10 protein-coding genes and 1 pseudogene are annotated in these 17164 nt (G+C 61.9%); 7 read left to right on the top strand and 4 right to left on the bottom strand.

The window, feature by feature from the left end; all coding sequences use genetic code 11:
• Window positions 1–435 precede the first annotated feature (435 nt).
• Both ACWEQQ_RS05615 and ACWEQQ_RS05610 read right to left on the bottom strand, forming a co-directional pair.
• The gene (locus ACWEQQ_RS05615) at window positions 436–1479 is read right to left on the bottom strand and encodes a hypothetical protein (protein WP_452347310.1); all 1044 of its coding nucleotides are present in this window, start codon (window positions 1477–1479) and stop codon (window positions 436–438) included.
• Window positions 1480–2150: 671 nt separating this feature from the next.
• Window positions 2151–2283 (bottom strand): annotated as a pseudogene (locus tag ACWEQQ_RS05610) (transposase); the annotation flags it as partial.
• A 67-nt stretch (window positions 2284–2350) separates the two neighbouring features.
• Between ACWEQQ_RS05610 and ACWEQQ_RS05605 the strand changes: the two are divergent.
• From ACWEQQ_RS05605 to ACWEQQ_RS05585, 5 genes are all read left to right on the top strand, one after another.
• Window positions 2351–2674, top strand: coding sequence for a DUF4231 domain-containing protein (locus tag ACWEQQ_RS05605; RefSeq protein WP_452347309.1), 324 nt, complete (start codon window positions 2351–2353; stop codon window positions 2672–2674).
• Window positions 2675–3236: 562 nt separating this feature from the next.
• Window positions 3237–3371, top strand: a complete 135-nt coding sequence (locus tag ACWEQQ_RS05600; protein WP_452347308.1) for a hypothetical protein — start codon at window positions 3237–3239, stop codon at window positions 3369–3371.
• A 232-nt stretch (window positions 3372–3603) separates the two neighbouring features.
• Window positions 3604–3939, top strand: a complete 336-nt coding sequence (locus ACWEQQ_RS05595) for a histone-like nucleoid-structuring protein Lsr2 (protein WP_452347307.1) — start codon at window positions 3604–3606, stop codon at window positions 3937–3939.
• Window positions 3940–4000: 61 nt separating this feature from the next.
• Window positions 4001–4474 (top strand): transposase, encoded by a 474-nt coding sequence (locus tag ACWEQQ_RS05590; protein ID WP_452347306.1) that lies wholly within the window; start codon window positions 4001–4003, stop codon window positions 4472–4474.
• Window positions 4475–4951: 477 nt separating this feature from the next.
• The gene (locus tag ACWEQQ_RS05585; protein WP_452347305.1) at window positions 4952–5251 is read left to right on the top strand and encodes a hypothetical protein; all 300 of its coding nucleotides are present in this window, start codon (window positions 4952–4954) and stop codon (window positions 5249–5251) included.
• A 546-nt stretch (window positions 5252–5797) separates the two neighbouring features.
• On the opposite strand, the gene ACWEQQ_RS05580 is transcribed toward ACWEQQ_RS05585, so the two are convergent.
• Together ACWEQQ_RS05580 and ACWEQQ_RS05575 are read right to left on the bottom strand one after the other, a co-directional pair.
• Window positions 5798–9160, bottom strand: coding sequence for an NERD domain-containing protein (locus tag ACWEQQ_RS05580; protein WP_452347304.1), 3363 nt, complete (start codon window positions 9158–9160; stop codon window positions 5798–5800).
• 38 nt (window positions 9161–9198) lie between these two features.
• Window positions 9199–13911 carry an AAA family ATPase gene (locus tag ACWEQQ_RS05575; protein WP_452347303.1) on the bottom strand — a complete coding sequence of 1571 codons (4713 nt, stop codon included), beginning with the start codon at window positions 13909–13911 and terminating at the stop codon, window positions 9199–9201.
• A 738-nt stretch (window positions 13912–14649) separates the two neighbouring features.
• Here ACWEQQ_RS05575 and ACWEQQ_RS05570 point away from each other — a divergent pair.
• The gene (locus ACWEQQ_RS05570; protein WP_452347302.1) at window positions 14650–15414 is read left to right on the top strand and encodes a hypothetical protein; all 765 of its coding nucleotides are present in this window, start codon (window positions 14650–14652) and stop codon (window positions 15412–15414) included.
• A 644-nt stretch (window positions 15415–16058) separates the two neighbouring features.
• A complete protein-coding gene (locus ACWEQQ_RS05565; RefSeq protein ID WP_452347301.1) occupies window positions 16059–17102 on the top strand; it encodes a hypothetical protein in 1044 nt (347 codons plus the stop codon).
• Window positions 17103–17164: the final 62 nt, after the last annotated feature.

Below are 17164 nucleotides of genomic sequence, written 5' to 3'. Positions count from 1 at the left end.
CCTCCTTCCCACGAACACTCGTCGGGCGCGACTACGGCGAACTAGCCGTGCAGTCAGTGGGCAGGAACACCAACTCGACCGCGTGATTTGCGTGGACGAGTTCGGGCCGTTGAATCTGCAGCCCGGCGGCGGCCACAGGCGTGGGTCGTGAGCCACTCACAGAGACCCTACGCATGCCATTCGGGCAGCGAAACACTCTGCTACACAGCATCTTCAGCCGACTCACCAACGACCGCATCGCAGCCCAGACAACGCCATGTCAAGTTCCGAAGCCGAATGACCTCTAGTGTCGCTGGCGCCGCGACCAGCGTTGCCGACGAACGCTCTATGCCGATTTCAGGACTGTTGCCCCACGTTCGTCCTCATTCTGGATGTTGTGGCCCAGGCTCGGTCTCGACTTCGTTTTTCTGCGGTTCAGGGCTCGTCCGCCGTTGCTCACGACAATGTGCCCTGTTCGCCGGCGCCCGAAGACTGGGGCCGCCTGACAAGTGTTGACGAGCCGCGTCGCAGCTGTTTCACTGCCCGCTCGAAGCCTAGTTCGATCAGCCACTCCGGTTCACTGGCGTTGATCGACAAGGTCGTGCCGTTACCGTCGGCGTATTGGCAAACATCGTGCATGAGCTCGACGCCTAGCTTCCAAGCCTTCCGGCCGCCGAGGATTCGAAGAGCCTCGAAGTGAAATTGTTTGGGCGGCGGAGAAGCCATCACTACCGCCAGGGCGATACCTTCGGAACGCTGCAGCCAGCAGTAAAGCGCGTCCCTGGAACCCATCCAGCGGCTGAACGTCCGCCAGCCGTTCCACCAGAGCAAGCCCACGCAGAGTGCGACACAGATACTGAACCCCAGGGCGATGTGCAAGCACAATTGATGAAGGTTGTGCGCGTGCCCCAACGGCACCAGAAATGAAATAATCGCGCTAAAACCAGCGATTCGCTTCCATCTGTCGAGCAGGAGCCCTCGGACGAATGCCGCCCGAAACTCCCGCTTGAACATGCCGTCGATCGACTGAGAAATGACCGTCGGCGGCTCGTCGTTTACGTGGCGACGAACAGCCAGTGATTTGGCAGGCTCCAACACCTCCGAGTGGTAGATCTTCGTAAGGAGGCCGAAAAGTTGGGTGCGCTGGGTGTACCGAACCCTGCCGTAGTTGGGTGTCGTGATCGTAATCCGAGCGGTCGAGTCCATGCTAACGACCGACCGCTCACCACATCTTGGGCATTGCCAGGACCAGGTCTCGCCCTCGCGGATCGCTACGAGCACCTTCTTGCCGCAGGCGAGACAATGCACCAGCCGGGCAGAACGGTGGAGTTCGAACCACCGATGTTTCGGCTGAATCTCCCCGTCTCCGCTGTCGGCCGTGCGGCTTATCAACCACAAGCCCAATAGAGCCACCACAGCCAAAACTATCCAGGCGGCGATCGGATGTGCTTTGAGCCAGTCCGGCTGCCACTGGGTCGCGTAGTTGATGGTGATCGTCACCGCGATGGTCGTCAACCAGGTCAAAAGGGCTAGCTTTTTCGCAGCTGATCGTCGAGTCGGCGTCGGCGGCATCACGCCAGTATGACGGAATGCTCCGGATGAGCGTTGTCGCTGACCTGTATCCAGCGCTGCGCTGGCCGCCGTCGCACAGCCTTCCCTGCTTCAACCTCCCCGGTAGACGGTCGTCGAAGCTGTCCGTTGTCGAAGAGGGCGAGGTTAGCTGTGGCACCGGATGGCGCTCGTGCCCTGGCGACCTCGCGACCGTGACCGCGGATCTTGAGTGATCATTATTCCCGCGTCGTCGCCAATTGAGAGTTGCTGCTCTTCGGCCGCCAGCTCCTATGACATGCTCTGCGATGGCCACCGCAGCTCCTTAAACCATCCCGGGGCAGTGACCTCCCGCGGCCGAAGCTCCCTTCCGACCACGACTGTCATCATGACACCTGAGCACAAATCACCACGCAACCAGGTCAAGTCCCGGGGCGTGGTGTAACTCGGGTGGTCACCGAATGATCCGAAATGTCGGTCAGGCGGTGAGTTGTGCGGGTGCGGTGGTCCTCCTGTTCGTCGGTGGGGTTGAGGCCACGGGAGCGGGCCAGGACATCGAGACCGAGATAAGGTCGCCCCTCGATCCATTCGTCCCTACCTTCTATTGCGGGTGCCCCAGTCGGGGTGCGGAACGCCTCGACCTGGGCGTCCAGGTCGCGAGCCATCATCGACACCTGAGACTTGGAAAGTGTAGTGATGCCCAGAGATTCGATCAGCTTTCTCCATGCGCCGCGTCGAAACGCCCAGCAGATAGCAAACCGGGCCATTTAGTGGTTCGGGACGAAGAGGTCAGCCACCCCGAACCCTCGGCGATAATGACAGCATGCCTCCAGCTGGATTCAGCGAAAGCAGTTCCACCAGTGATGGTTTCGCGCGACTTGGAATGGATGCGGAAACCTACTTGAGTGACCGGTTGGAACGGTGGGTGACGTACTACGCCGCCAAGTCGCTGACGATGAAGAAGCGCTACCTCGGGATGCAGGCACTGCCTGTCGTTGGCGGGTTGACGGTCCCCGCGCTGGTGAACCTGCACTACCCATGGATATCGCCGGTCGTCACTGTCATCAGTCTGATGGTCGCTGCCTGCGTGACTCTGGAGAACCTCTTCCGCTTCCGCGAGCAATGGAGGGCCTCCCGGTCCACCTAACAGCTCCTCCGCTACGAGAAGGTGTCCTTCCTGACACGGGCTTGATTCCGGTTGTCAGCTACCTCGGCATGCTGTTGATCGTTCCGGCCCTCTTCTATCTCCTCTTCAGCATCGTGGCTCTTGGCGATCCCGAAGCCACCTCGGCCCTACCCTGGTTCATCGGCGCGAACTCGGCATTCGTCCTCGCGCCGGCCATCCCTTCGATCCTCCTGTTTTTGACCGCATCACGCAGAACTCGCCTAAACGATCGGATCATTCGCGGACTTCCCTTCGCTCAAAGTGTTTGGCGAGCTGGCCATTACTGCCACCGATGTGGCTACTGCTTCTGGCCCTACCAGCCTGCACCCGGCATACCTGTACGGCATGCTGTCTCACTGATGCAGTTTGGGGGAATCGTCTGGAGCGCAGGCGGTTACGCGAACGCATGACAAATCAGATCGCCAGCCTCGCCTGATAGACCCAAACCGCACTGGGACAGCCGGCTTTCAGGAACTGAGATGGCATGCCTTGCATGGGCTGACGATGCTGCCTGGATCAGGCAGTCGATCCAAAACAACACGACTTGGACGAGCTCGTCGCCGCCAATGGATTCACCCAGAACCGGCTGCGCAACCTCGCCGCCGAGGTCCGCCGAGCCCGAAGTCGCCGCTTCAAGCGCAGTACGTGCACGATCAGCCAGGCCGGATTCCCGACTTGATTCCCCAAAGTAGTGCCGAAAGATATTCGCGCACTGCACTTTTCAGTTCCATCGGGAAGTCTAACGAGCGTCGCAGTACCACGTCGACCGAGTTCCATGATGGCGAGCGCTGGCGCCGACGTGGTGTTGCGGGAGGGCCGCGGTCTGCCTGATCAGGCCAGGACCTATTGCTGTGACGAGGTCAACTACGCTTCTGTATTACTACATCAGTGCAAACTGGAAAGGCTGCTTCATGGCACGCAAGGTTGTCGTCGAGCTGGTGGACGATTATGACGGCAAGTCCACCGCCGAGGAGACAGTGCTCTTTGCTGTCGACGGTGTGGCCTACGAGATCGACCTGTCCAAGCTCAACGCAGCACAAATACGCGGGACGTTTGAAGAGTGGACCCAGCACGCCCGAAGGGTCGGCCGCGCGCCGAAGACGACGAGTACCAAGTCTCGGCCTACTGTCGATCGCGAGCAGACCCAGGCGATTCGCAACTGGGCTCGGAAGAACGGCTTCGAGGTGTCCAGCCGCGGACGGGTATCCGCTGACATCCTGGCGGCGTACAACAAAGCCGACAAGTAGCTGACCCAACCTGCCTGCAGATTCGGGGTCTGCAGGCAGGCTTCTGCAAGCCATCATTCCGGTGAACTCCCGCACGGTCAGTGCCTGGTCCTGTGCATCGCTTCGGTGGTCGCAGCTCGATCGGCGATCCTCCGCCGACCACGCGATCGGACGCTCCCGCGGCGGGTTGACCACCAAAGTGCACCTGGCCGCCGACGGCGAGGGTCGGGGCCTGGCCGTGCTGCTCACACCCGGCCAGACCAACGACTCACCCCTGCTCCCACCATTGCTGGACACACTGGTGGTGCCCCGTCTGCAGGGCGGGCCGCCGCGCCGAAATCCGGACGTGGTGATAGCCGACCGCGCCAACTCTGCCGCATCGAACCGAACCCTGTTGCGGCGCAAACGTATCCGGACCGTCATCCCGGAACGCTCCGATCAAGTCGCCAACCGCAAACGCAAGGGCCGACACGGCGGGCGGGCACCGCGCTTCGATCCCGAGCTCTACAAGCGCCGCAACGTCACCGAGCGTGCCTTCAACCGCGCCAAACATTGACGTGCGGTCGCCACCCGCTACGACAAGCTCACAACCACCTACCGTGCCGGATTCGTCCTAGCTCTCATCGTCGAATGGCTCAGATCATTGGGAGACACGACCCGGCCGACGGGCAGCTACTCACCGACGGAGCAACAGCCTCCGGCATGCATTGGCCACAACAGTCACTCCAGCCCCTGCCCTCACAACCCCCCTAGCTGGGTTCGAAACACCAACCGGTCGCCTTTCTGCAGCTCAAGGGCACCAGCTTCGAATCGCGGCTACAGAACGAAAGAAGCCGCAGGTTGCTGACCTGCGGCTTCTTCTAGGGTGGACCTAGCTGGGCGGTATTCCAAACGCGCTGACCTGCAGAAACTCGAAGCCAGCCGCGCCAAAATCGAAGCCGGGCGGCCCTCAACGCTCCCCCGACGACGTCGGAAACCTCCGACAGAGGATCGTCGCGAGCCCCGCAGAATCGAGCGGCGCCTCGGCCCCGCAATGCTCGAACAGCTGATCAGCGCCTACCGTGACGGCGCCTCCACTGCACAGCTCGCGACGCGCTTCGGCATCTCCAAGACCGCAGTCCTTGCACTGCTGAACAACCGCGACGTACCGAGACGCTTCCAGTCGATACCCACAGACGACATCGACAACGTCGAACGGCTCTACCTCGCCGGCCACTCGTTGGCCAGCTGCAGCCGCCTCACTGGATTCCCCGCCAGCACCATCCGCGACGCACTCCGCCAACGCGGCACACCCATGCGCACACCAGGCGGCCGCCGCCAGGGTCCGAGTTAGCCCGCACGTCAGCTCGGCGTGTCGACACGCCGGGGCTGTGAATCGAATTTCTCGCGATAGCAATCAAACAGCAATCACCCACGCAGGTTCATCGCTTCTTCGTACTGCCCAAGCGCTTCACCATGCCCACCGACAACGATTCCACAGACAATCCGACACAACCGTCCACCGCTGACGACCCTGCTACGACTGGTTCGGACGGCGCCACCAGGCGAACCGGCGTGCGCACGCCTTTCTCTGGTGTGAATTCGCCACCCGCCGCAGCCATCAGGATCACCGGCGATCCCACCCACGCCGTTGCTGCACGCACATGCGCTGGCCGTGCTGGCTGCGGCCGTTGCAGTCGTGCCGCCGATCGCATTGCTCAGCGCCGTGAATTCCTTCGAGTTGCAAAGGAATTCACGCCCAGGTTGTGTCCGAAGGGGGACACGACCCACTACCCACACGTCTTCCACCAGCGGAAACAGCTGATCATCGAGTAGCGGGGCAACGTGGCAGAGCTCGGAGCCGCGCAGCAGCGGTAAACGTACGTCCAATCCGACCCGACTATGTGTGCTCTGTTCGGCGGGAGTCGATCTCACGCAATGTGGCGACGGCGGCCTGTGCGATCTCCGGGTCTTTGAGATGTCCCTCGATGATGGCGCGTGTCCGATCGTCCCCGACACCGCTCAGGGCTTGTAGCAGTCCGTTCCGCGTGCTGCGTATGTGCGGCCCTGCGGCAGAGCGCAACTCCTCCCAATGGTCCAGCGCCCACTCGAAGAGCGTCTTCAGCTCAGTGGGATATGCCTGCTCCAACATCTGGTAGATCGTGGTGCCGCGGTCCCCGGACCAATACTGCGCGATACGGAGCTGCAGCAAGGCGTCGACCGCAACAGGGCGGCAGGGACCTTGAAGTTGCAGCCAGATGTCGCGATCCTTGCTCGCGGCAGTACCGGTGAGCAACGGGAAGATGAGCTCGTCGATCAGACGCCAAGTGCGTGCGATCAGATCCCTTCCCGCCTCCTCGACATCGGGGAGTTGATCTTTGATGCTCGCCCATCCTCTGAGTGCCTCTAGATGCGCTCGCACTCCCTCGTGTGAGACGGCGGAATCGGCAGGCGGGTCTGCAGCGATTTGGGCGATGAGCTGCAGCTGCGGTGGTCCAGCAGCTTGGATATGGTCCGCAATGCGGGCAACGGCCCAGTCACGTGTGATCGAAAGGACGGCGTCCTCGTCACGTAGTGCCACCGCGCAGAGTTGTACCAGTTGCTCAGGGGGGAGCGTGTCGACTACCTCGGAGACGGGACCGAAGATTGTTTCGTCCTCGAACTGCTGGCTGAGGATGGATCTGGCAAGGCCGCTGGCGTGGGGGTCGTCGAGGTTGTTCAGAATGTTGTCGATGTCGGCTCGGATGCTCGCTTCGGTGCCGATCGGCTCGATTGCACCGCATGCCGCGAGCGCCTCCACGTGCAGGCTGGACAGTGCCCAGTTGTCGTGGGTGTCGATATCTTCGAGCGCGTCCCGGAGTCTGGCCCGAGTCGCATCGTGCATCCGACGGGCACCTGCGTGTGCTGCTTGGAGTGCTTCCAACCGGAGGTGATAGCCGCCCACGGTCCAGGCTTCGGAAACAAGCCTTGGCAGTGTGTCCAAGTCCTGTTCGCTGTCAACGTTCAGAATCATGAGCGACGCCGAAAGGCGGCACCATCGTGGTGATGCAGGGGTGGCGAATCGCAGCAGCGCGGCGCGTGAAGATCCATCGGAGCTACGCCAGATCCGGAGGCGGACTTTGTTGGCAGAACGGAGCGCGATGGTGGCGGGCAGGTCTCCGACAGCCAGCGACTCGATGGAGGAAGCGATGTCTCGGTAATGGGTAAGACCGGGGGTGCAGGTGCTGGCGACGACAGCAGATATCGGGTTGCGCACGCCGGCTGCTCGCAACGATTTCATGGCGTCGGCGCAGACAGCGTCTGTTGTGTCCAGCAAAACTGAGAGCTCCTCCGTGAGAACGCCGTCAACCAAACATCGCCCGGCTGCTTGGAGAAGGGCGGTTTCTGTGGCTCCGATTCGCGGTCGTTCCCAGTGCCCGTCGAAAATGCCGCTTAGGTCGGAATCGCCAGAGAAAACGAAGCGCGCGGACCTAGTGACCTCAGACATGGCGGAAAGTACGCGTCGAATCTCGGCTAGCGCACGCAGTTCGGTTGTCGGACCGTAGCCGCCGCAGGCAGCCTTGGCGATTAAGTCAGCGCGGTGGCTGGCGATCAGCGCGTCGAAGCGGCGAGCGGGGTCCGGCTCGATCTCGAATGCTAGGTCGCTGAGATCTGTCAGAGCAGCTGTTTGCAGCACCTCGGCCAGGGCGGCTCCATCGCCGGCATTTAGGGTCAGGCGCTGCGCTGCGAGGAATCGGGTGAGGCTTTCGTGTGCGAAGGACACGCGCTGGGGACCGGTCCGTAAGAGCTTGCTGCGCAGCAGGATATCGAGTTCATCCGCTGTTACGGGACGTCCCAGCTCGGTAAGGATGGCTGACCGCATTTGATTGAGGTGCAGGGAGAGCCGCATTGCTCGGCGCATTGTCACCGCGAGTGCGCGCAGTTGGTCACGTTCCACCTCTGTGCGGCTGAGGCGCCGGCAGTAGGTGTCGACGACGTCGATGGGGGTCGCGTTGGGGGGAAGCTCGGTCGCGCACTGGGATGCCATTGCCAGCTCCCAGGCCGTAGTGAACGCCTCGGTACCCCGCAGTTGCGGCGCACCATAAGAGTCAAGAAGGAGGCCGCGCTCGATGTCGTTTGGCTTCTGGCTGACCAGTTGCTGCGAAGCATCGATGGGTGGCGGACACTGATCGGTCGCGACTACGGCGCACGGATTGAGGTTGCGGTAGGCGCGCACACCCTCGAGCAGCATCCTTCGCTGGTCCGAGCTGCATTCTCCGAGGCCGTCGAGGACGATGACGGGGACTAGTCCTTGACGACGTGCCTGATGGAAAAGATCGCTCCAGCGGTGGGATGTGAATCGGGCGACCGCCTTTGCCATCGCGACTGAGAAGGTGTCTCCTTGGTAGTCGCGGCATGACAGCCAAACCGGGACGGCGTCAATCCGCGATCGATTGAGCACCGCGTGCTTGACGGCGTGAGTTTTCCCGGTACCGCTGGTTCCGCTTACGGTGACGACTTCCCCTGAGGCTATGCAGTGGTCGAGAACCTCGAGAGCGGCAACCCATTCACCAGCCTCGTCGCGCATGCGCAACGGCACCAGCTCATGCAGGTCGCGTTCCAGATCCGCGGCGAGTCTGCTGCGATAGCTCGCGAGCTGGTTCAGGTCCGTCAGGCTGGCATTGGCCTCCTCACGGTTCTCTTGCTCGGCGAACAATCCAAGTTCTTGTGCAACTAGCTCCATCTCACCGGCGGACCAGCCGGGCGGCGACGCGCCATCTTGTCCGAGCCGATCCAGCAGTTCGGAGTAACTGCACAGTGAGACATACCTGATCGGCTGAATGCGGGAGTCGCGTGGGATCTCCGGTTGAAAGCAAACGACGGTGTCGATGTGCCGGTAGAACGCGGTCCGCGGTATGGGAAGCCCTGCCGCACTGGCTATCCGCCGCAAGTGATCGCTGACGGCAAATGTCGTATCGAGTGCCTGTCGAGACCCGTTGCTCAGCGTTCGAGACTGTCCCCCAGGTAGGTGCTGAGTCCAGTGCCCGTTCGCGGGCGCGTCGAGAGGCGCTCGCGTATCGAGAGTCTTCAGTTCGACATGAACCAGGCGGTGCCGGGTCCAGATTAGACAATCGACCTGGCGTGACAGTCGCTCGGGATCGGCCACGAAATTGGCTAGCACAATCGCTGCGATCCCACGAGCCGCAAGGTCAGCGCGCAGCCGCCGGAAGAAGCGCAACTCGCTGGGCTCGCGCACGGGTGCGCCAAGAAAGAAACGTGTCATGTTGTCATTCGTCTGGGTAGCAAGACGCTACGGGACTGCTATCTCCCGGATTGGTTCGGGTCAAATGTCGCTTGATCCACTTTGAGGTTGACGTTCATGGCACCGTGCTCGATGAGACGGTCAATCACCGCCAGGCACCGATCGATCACGGCTACAGGCTGGGCGCCACCATAAATCGCGAGAACGAGATCGGTCACCTCGAAAGCCTCAGCAGAGGCGTGGGTGCTGAGGTCCCCCGCCTCACCGCTCCACAGGTCCAGCCACCGCTCACACAACCCGAGCACCGACTCGGGCAGCTCACCCAAACGTCGACTCAACACCGACAACACCATCGCCGGGGTCTCCGCGAACATCCTTGTCGCACCGATCTTCTCGAACAAACCTGCGTAGCTGTCCAGCGGTCCGTCCATATATCGCACAACCCACGTCGTCTGCTCACGAACCATGTCCGACTCGTCGTTCATCAGCCTGACCAACAACGCCTGTGTGGGCGCGAACTCCCCCACATCGGCATCATCGACCACCGGCAAGCTACTCACCAACTGCGTCAGGAAGTCAGCAACCCCCACCCGTGCCCGCGTATCGGACATGAACCCTGCAAGCACAGATTCCTCGAACCCCGGCAGATCCACATGGTGGACTGCGCACAAGGTGGCCACTCGGCCTGCCAGAACACGGGCCTCATCGCGTGGAGAGGTCATGAGAGCGCGCAGGAAATCGGCGATCAGTGCGGGATGCTCGTGGCGCACGATCCACATGAGCCGAAACACATCCGGTGCATCGAGTCCCTCATCACTCGTGGCCTCGAACCACCGGCCGGCCAATTCGCCCACGAGGTGCGGATTCTCGGACCACGCCCTGAGCAAGGCCTGCGGTACGAGCACGCGCACATACTCGGCCGGGTCGGTGGTTGCGCTGATCACCGTTGACCGAACCAGGGAGAATCGGACACTACGAGTGCTCAACGGAACAAGCAGCGCCGCAACAGCATTGAATGCGACACCCCGTGGCAGGTTCCACGCATTACTCAGAAGGCTGCCAGTGTGGTGTGATTCGGGGCTGTTCCGGTCGCGGTCACAAAGCCGGACAAGGATCGCCACGATCTCGTCGGGAAGATGCGGGTCGTTGGCCGAGTGATGAATGCACCGCGCAATTTCCCGATCCAGATCCTGATCCTGTGACCTACTCATCGCCTGCAAAATGGCCCGGTAGACATCGGTCGAGTCCGCAAGCTGCCCGTGCGCGTCCAAGTGCGCACGAGTCTCGAGCGACGCGGCAATACCCGACAGCACCGCGGTTAGCGCAGCGACAGGGGTATGTGTGGGAAATGTGGTCAGCAAGCGCGCGAACCTGGCGGGTTCCTGCTGTGCGTCGGTCCGAAGACCGCGTCTGATCGATTTCGCTCGAGCCGCCTCGGGATCGATTGCCGCCAGCTCGGCCACCAGGTCCAGCCATTGAGCATCGTCCAGTCCACTCGAGTCCGGGTCGTCGTTGCGGGGTGTGAAGATCACCCTGGACCAGGGCTCGGGCTCCTCTGCAACTACACCGTGAGCAGCATCGAGTTGCAGGAGCCGCTGCCGAAACCGCTCAGGCAGCTCAACGCCGAGACTTCGCGACAGCAGCGACACCACAACGTGTTCTTCAGCCACGATCTGCGGATCCGGTGTAGTGGACTCCTTCTCAAGTATGGGAGGGTAGGCGGCCTCCACGAGGGTCAGTGCACGTTCGCGCTGCTCGTGGGTCCCGACGCTCGCCACTCGTGCGACGACTGCGCCCCATGCCCAGCCGTGGGTGCCTCCTTCGGCGAGGCCGCGCACACGCGGATCCTCGATCCAGCGGGCCGCATCCTCGATCAAGGCCTGGCCGCCCCGGCTGTACGCGGCCGCGAGTACCTGATGCGCCGCGACGGTGTCGGATCGACCGATCCTGCGCAGGATCGCCGGTAACCCGCGCCACTCCTGGGCTGCCGCAGCCGCGACCGCCGCGACGAAAGCGTCGCTCATCTGAGGTCCCAGCGTGTCCCGGTAGATACCGAAGCCGGTCATATCCCAGCGAAGGCATTGTTGCCGGTCCAGGTCCGAACCGGTAGGTGTCCACCGCATTTCGGCGCTACTGCGCCTGTAGTCCTCGACCATGACCTCTGCCAACTGATGGACAAAGCGCACTGGGTCGTGATTCGCACACTGGCCGAGGGCGGGCCCGTTGCGGAATGCTGTCAAAAGGCCGTTCTCCCCGAACAACGACTTTTGATACCCGACGCGATCGCATATGCGTCGGCATGCCTCAAGCCACGCGCGTACCGCATCGGCACCTACCGCGGCGAACCTGTCGATGAAGACATCGACGATATGCATTCCGCCGTCGTGGAACACCGATGACGCGACCGGTGGGAGCAATCCGCGTGCTGCCTCACCCCACTCAGCACCAGGGCCATCGTCAGGCAACGACTGTTCAGGAACCACGTCGCAGGCAGCCGCCAAAGCCCCCTGATACAGGCGCAACAACTCCGGACCCACATCAGCCCCGCTCGCGGTGCCCGCCAACTCAATGAGCCGAGTGATGGAGAAGAACCACTCCGGCACACGGTCACTCATTCTGGTGATCGGCAACGCGGCCTTGGCGGCCTCATTCGGCCGGTAACGGGCAGATTCGAACAGAAGGTACAACAACTCGCTCGGGGCCAGTCCCTGTATCGTCCCACTGAGACAACCCGCTGCAGCAGGAGGCATTATTCCGCAATAGGTTTCGACGAACCTGCGCAGCAGATCCTCATCGACGAAGGTGTTGACGAACGGCTTGCTGGATAACGTTCCGACCGCGACCCTGCGCATCGGATCGGTCGAGTCCACCGCAACCGACAGCACCACCGCGGCCTCCCCGAGGTCGACCCGATGCTGCGACGCGAGCTGAGAGAACACCGCAGCGCGAATGTGTGAACGGACACCTCGTGACAGCACACCGGCCAGATCCGCGTGATACTCCGGTATCTGCTCGCGCTCGAGAGTGAGAATCGAACGAATCAAACCGCGACGAGACAGCAGTTGCCGCTCCTGGCCCAGTACGTCAGTAGCGGTGCGCCCCTTCTCCAGCACTGCCAACGCCGCCAGGTACTCGTAGTATGCCTCGTGAAAGAACCGAATTCGCGACTCGTCACCGACCAGCACGCCATGGTGATGCAAGTATTCGAGGGAATCGGCCACGGACGCGAACCGACTCGTCGGCAGAGACAACACCGCATCATCGGACATCCTGGCTGCAATACTGAGCGTGATCTGACGATATCCGTTGTGCCCCAACACGTCACGACTCTTGTCGGCCTTATGCGCATGAAACCGCGCCAGCAAAGCAATACGAGACCTCGTTGCCAGCAACGACGCGCGCTCATCGCCGGAACTGTCCTCGAACACCTCGACGAACAAGCTCAAATTCAGCGGGTTACGCAACAATTGCACTAAACCTGGTAGTGGCAACGCCCCGTCCAACCCAACTCGGGCCAGTGCAGTACCGACTTCCTGTTCGGTCAGATCCGTCAGCTCGATCTTTCGCGGCTCGTCGATCCCACCCGAACCATCCATTCCCACCAATCGGCGCAAGGTGCTGTCGAAGCGCAGATCCTCGCTGCGACACGCCATGAGCAAGCTCAGATCGTCGCTGGCGCGAAGGTCCTGCAGCATCTGCTGGACCGCTGATCCGATGCTTCCGCCTCGGCCCGACAATCTCGACATCGCGTCGACCTGATCCACCACCAGCACACCCGGTCGGTTCGCCTTCGCCCGTGATAGCACCGCAACAGGTGAACCACCGAACCCGATACTGTCTTGCCTGCCCAGCGCATCAGCAGTTTTGGCGCGGTCAGCGATATCCAAACGCATGACACCCACCACCACGCCACGAGCTTGGAGTTCAGCGATCACTTGCCCGAGCACATACGACTTTCCGCTACCAGGCGCACCGGTCAACATCACCGTCGCGGGTCGCTCGGCACCGGTGAGCATCTCGATGATCTGTCCAACCTGGTGCCGCGGGATCTCAGCCAACAAACTCGGCCGCTCCGAGACCATGTCGCGTGTGTAGGCCTTCACGAGCGTGGACAGTCGCCCAGCCAGATCGGTTCGATGTCCGCCGCGTGGACCATACCCGGTCTCTTTGAGAAAGGCCCACAACTGCTCCGAGTCCAGTACTTGTGGCGCAGTCTTTTTCAACCAGTGCCACAACGTAGCGAACACATTCTCTGGATCGCCCTCGACCACCAGTGACAGCTTCTCGAGCGTGACACGCTCAAGAGTCTCGGGTCCGATCACATGAAAGGTCATCGCACGAAGGCGTTGGGCCAGCGCTTCCTCGCCCAACTTCCATTCACCCATCAGCTCGTCGAACGCTGCTTCCTCATCCTCGTTCAGGTCCGCCCGAACCTCATCGTCGGAAACACGCTTAACCTTCCGAGTGAGTTCTCCGAAAATCGACATCTGCTCCGAAGCGAAGATTGGTCGAATGTCGGCGACTGCGAGCCGCTCGAGGCCGGCAAGAAAGCCGACCTTTCTGAGTGCGTTCAAGGTCCAGGTAGTGCCGTGAGAACGCTTGCACTGGTGTCCTTCGGAGGGCTCGCCGAGATGACCGGTTAGTTTGAACTCGATCTTGTCCTCGCCGGGAGGTTCGAGTCGCAGTGTGGAGAACCTCCCATCCAGGACCGGAATCACACCAGAGTGCACCGTCCAGTACCCCTCGTACAGATCCGCGAGCTTGGCGCCCAAACCCCCACCGGCGGTAGTGGAACCCCTCACCGAGGACCCGTCGGTGCCGACCACTGTCGCGGGCTCGCTTCTATCGTCGCCTCCGGACATTGCCGGCGCCTCCTTGTCCGACTGCTACAGAAGATCATCGTCCACTCGCCCCGAGCATTGCCGCGCCCCGAGAACGCCACGCACTGCGCATCCATCAGGTTACGTTCCGCCTAACCTCGCGGTTCGCAGAGGCGACCTGATCGAAGGTGCCACAGCCACAGCAGAATTACGCTACTCCCAGACGCTGCAGTCGCCAGCTTCACCGTCGTGTCGACACTACGGACGCTTGACCGAGCCACCTACGAACGGAAGAACGGGACTGCTGCACGATTAGGTACAGCTTTCACCCAGCCATGCGGCAGTCCTACCGTCGAATTCGGTGCATGCATGCACTGTTCGCTTCGTTCTGATTGGCACGTTGCCGCACTCCGACCCGAGTCCGGGTTGGCACTGATGCCGAAACGATGACCGACGCGTTATCAATACGGCCGACCTGGTCGGCGCACCGTATGGTGCGTGCAGGCTGCGCTCGGGTTGTTCGTTGCTCGTCGGACCAACCGCCTCTCCCCCATACGATCCGGTGATCCCAGCGACGGATCCGCCTGTCTCAGGCTGATGGTCAGTTGGCGCATCACAGCGGACTCACACTCCCTCATCTCAGATCCCGCGTCCTGCCACCTCGCGCTACGACCAGAAAAGAGCCTTTGGATGACTTCGGATACCTCAGCCACCAATCCAACTCGACAAGCAGGCCAGCGCGGTGTTCGATGGAGCAAACCACTGCATCACCGGGAACCAGCACAGGCGCTGTTGCGCGGCGACCGTCACGACCGCGGCGCGACTGCACCGGGACGGGGCGTCACCGTGGGAATGGACATCACGTGTCCGACTTGTGGACACGACGATCAGGTTCAGAATGTTCCTGCAGTGTATGCGACCGGAACGTCAGTGCTCCGCGGAGTCGACTCGCATTCAGGGTTTGGGATCAGCTCCGTCGGCGTGGTCCCGGTGGTCGGCTACGCCACCGTCAACCGAGTCCACTCGACCCATCTCGCTCAGGCACTCACCGTTGCACCGATGCGCCGCCGCTCCGGCAGGCTGGTTTTCCTCGGGCTGTTCTTTACGATTCCCGCGTGCTTCTACCTTCTCTTCACCATCGTTGCGCTGAAAGATCCTGATGCTGAAGTATCCTGGCCTTGGATTGTCGCCGCGTCCTTCGCATTCACCCTCGCGCTGGCCACCCCATCGATCCTCCTATTCTGGACCGCGCTGAGGAGAACCCGGCGCAACAATCGGATCAGTCGCGGGCTTCCGATCGCTCGCCACGTCTGGCGGGCCAGCTACTACTGCCACCGCTGCGGATCCTGCTACTGGCCCTACCAACCGGCCGCCGGAGTACCGGTGCGGTATCCGCTGTCCCCCCACCAGTTTCGCTCGGTCGTCTGGAGCGCTGGGGGCTACGCCAACTTGTAGCGAATCAGGAAGCCTCGCCGCCTCCGCTCGTACAAGATGCCTGCTCTCGTATCCAGATCGCAGCCGCCAATCCTCGGAGGCTCTCGGATTCAGCGCTATCGCCTCTGCCAACGGAACACGGCAGGTCTTCGGCTGTCCGTAACCGTACTCAACCGCCACACGCAATGTGGATTGATTCGATTAGGGCACAAGACTTCTGACGCCATGAGATCTAGGTCTCCGGCATCTCGTCGGGGATCTCCAGGCTGACAGGTCAGAGCTCAGTTGAGTGAGTGCCACGTAACCGCTGGGCCGCCAACATCGAGTCAGTCGCTCTCAGCCCCTTTCACCCAATCGTGTCAGCGCACTCATAGCGCTACTTCAACCATCCAGCTCTACGACGGGTCAGCACACAACTGCCCGACCGTAGACGATGAGCATTTCAAATCACGCGCCGTGACGGAACACCTTCCGTCACGGCGTTTTTCGTCTCTGCACTCCGTTGAAGGTGATCAGCCATGCCAAATCCTCCTTCGTGCGCGATCTGTCAATCTGTCAATTCCGGTCGGCGGCAACAGACCCCAGGTTCCGAGACGGTCTGCATTCATTGCGCGACCGGCTTGCCGCGATGCGACCGGTGCCGCGAACCCAGTCAGCACCTGGCCGTGACGGTCGAACTCGGGCGCCTATGCCGAGCTTGTGCCGACGGATGGACCAAATGCGCACGCTGCCACTACTACGCACCAACTACCTGGCGCACCGATACCGGCGACCGAGTCTGCCCCCACTGTGTCGATCGGTTCTTCGATCATTGCGGTGTCTGCAGTCTCTACACCGCCGACAGCCGGTATGTCTCCGGCGGTATCCGCGTGTGTTCGCGGTGCGCGGAAAGCTACAGCGTCTGCGACGAATGCGGCACGCTCCTGCCTGAGCACGCCGACTGCGACGGCTGCGAGTCCGGCGGACGGATATGGGGCTACAACTACAAGCCCGATCCCAGGTTCTTCGGTCGCGGCCCACTGTTCCTCGGGCTGGAGCTGGAAGTCGTTGTCCCTCATGAGAATTATCAGTTGTGTGCGTCGACGGCCGGTGACTATGTGCGCGATCTGGCCTATCTGAAGCACGACTCATCGATCCAGCCGCTGGGCTTCGAACTGGTCACCCATCCGATGGACTATCGGTTCGCAATCGAGCAGTTCCCCTGGCAACTGCTCGAGCGTCTGGACGAACTAGGGTGTCGCTCGGATGCCAGTGTCGGCATTCATGTGCATGTTTCGCGTGATGGCTTCGATTCGCCCGCGCATATTTACCGGTGGGCGAAGCTGATCTACCGCAACGAGTCTCAAACCGTGGCCTTGGCGCGGCGGCGATCGGATTTCGCGCAGTTCTCGAGCACCGCGCGCGAGCGTGTGAAGCACACCGCCAAGGACGATGTGCGCCGCTTCGGGCTGAACCGGTATCAGGCGATCAATCCGCACCCGCGCAAAAGCCTCGAGCTGCGGGTGTTCGCTGGATCGCTGGATCGCCAGCAGGTTCAGGCGGCCCTGGCCTTCGCCGCGGCCACCGTCGAGTACACCCGCAGCCTCAACGCGACCGAGGTGATCCAGCGCGGCGGCTGGCGGTGGGATCAGTTCAGCGCCTGGGTGAGCCAGCGCGAGGAATACGCACCGCTTCGAGCGGAGATGGAAGCACTCGCGTGTGCCTGCTGACCTTTCTCCCGCCGGGAACACACCCCGATGTCGCCGCCTTGCGAAACGGTGCGCGCGTCAAT

The sequence above is a fragment of the Nocardia sp. NPDC004123 genome, assembly GCF_053603795.1.
The sequence above is the reverse complement of the archived record's forward strand: the minus strand, read 5'-3'. Positions and strand labels throughout refer to the sequence as shown.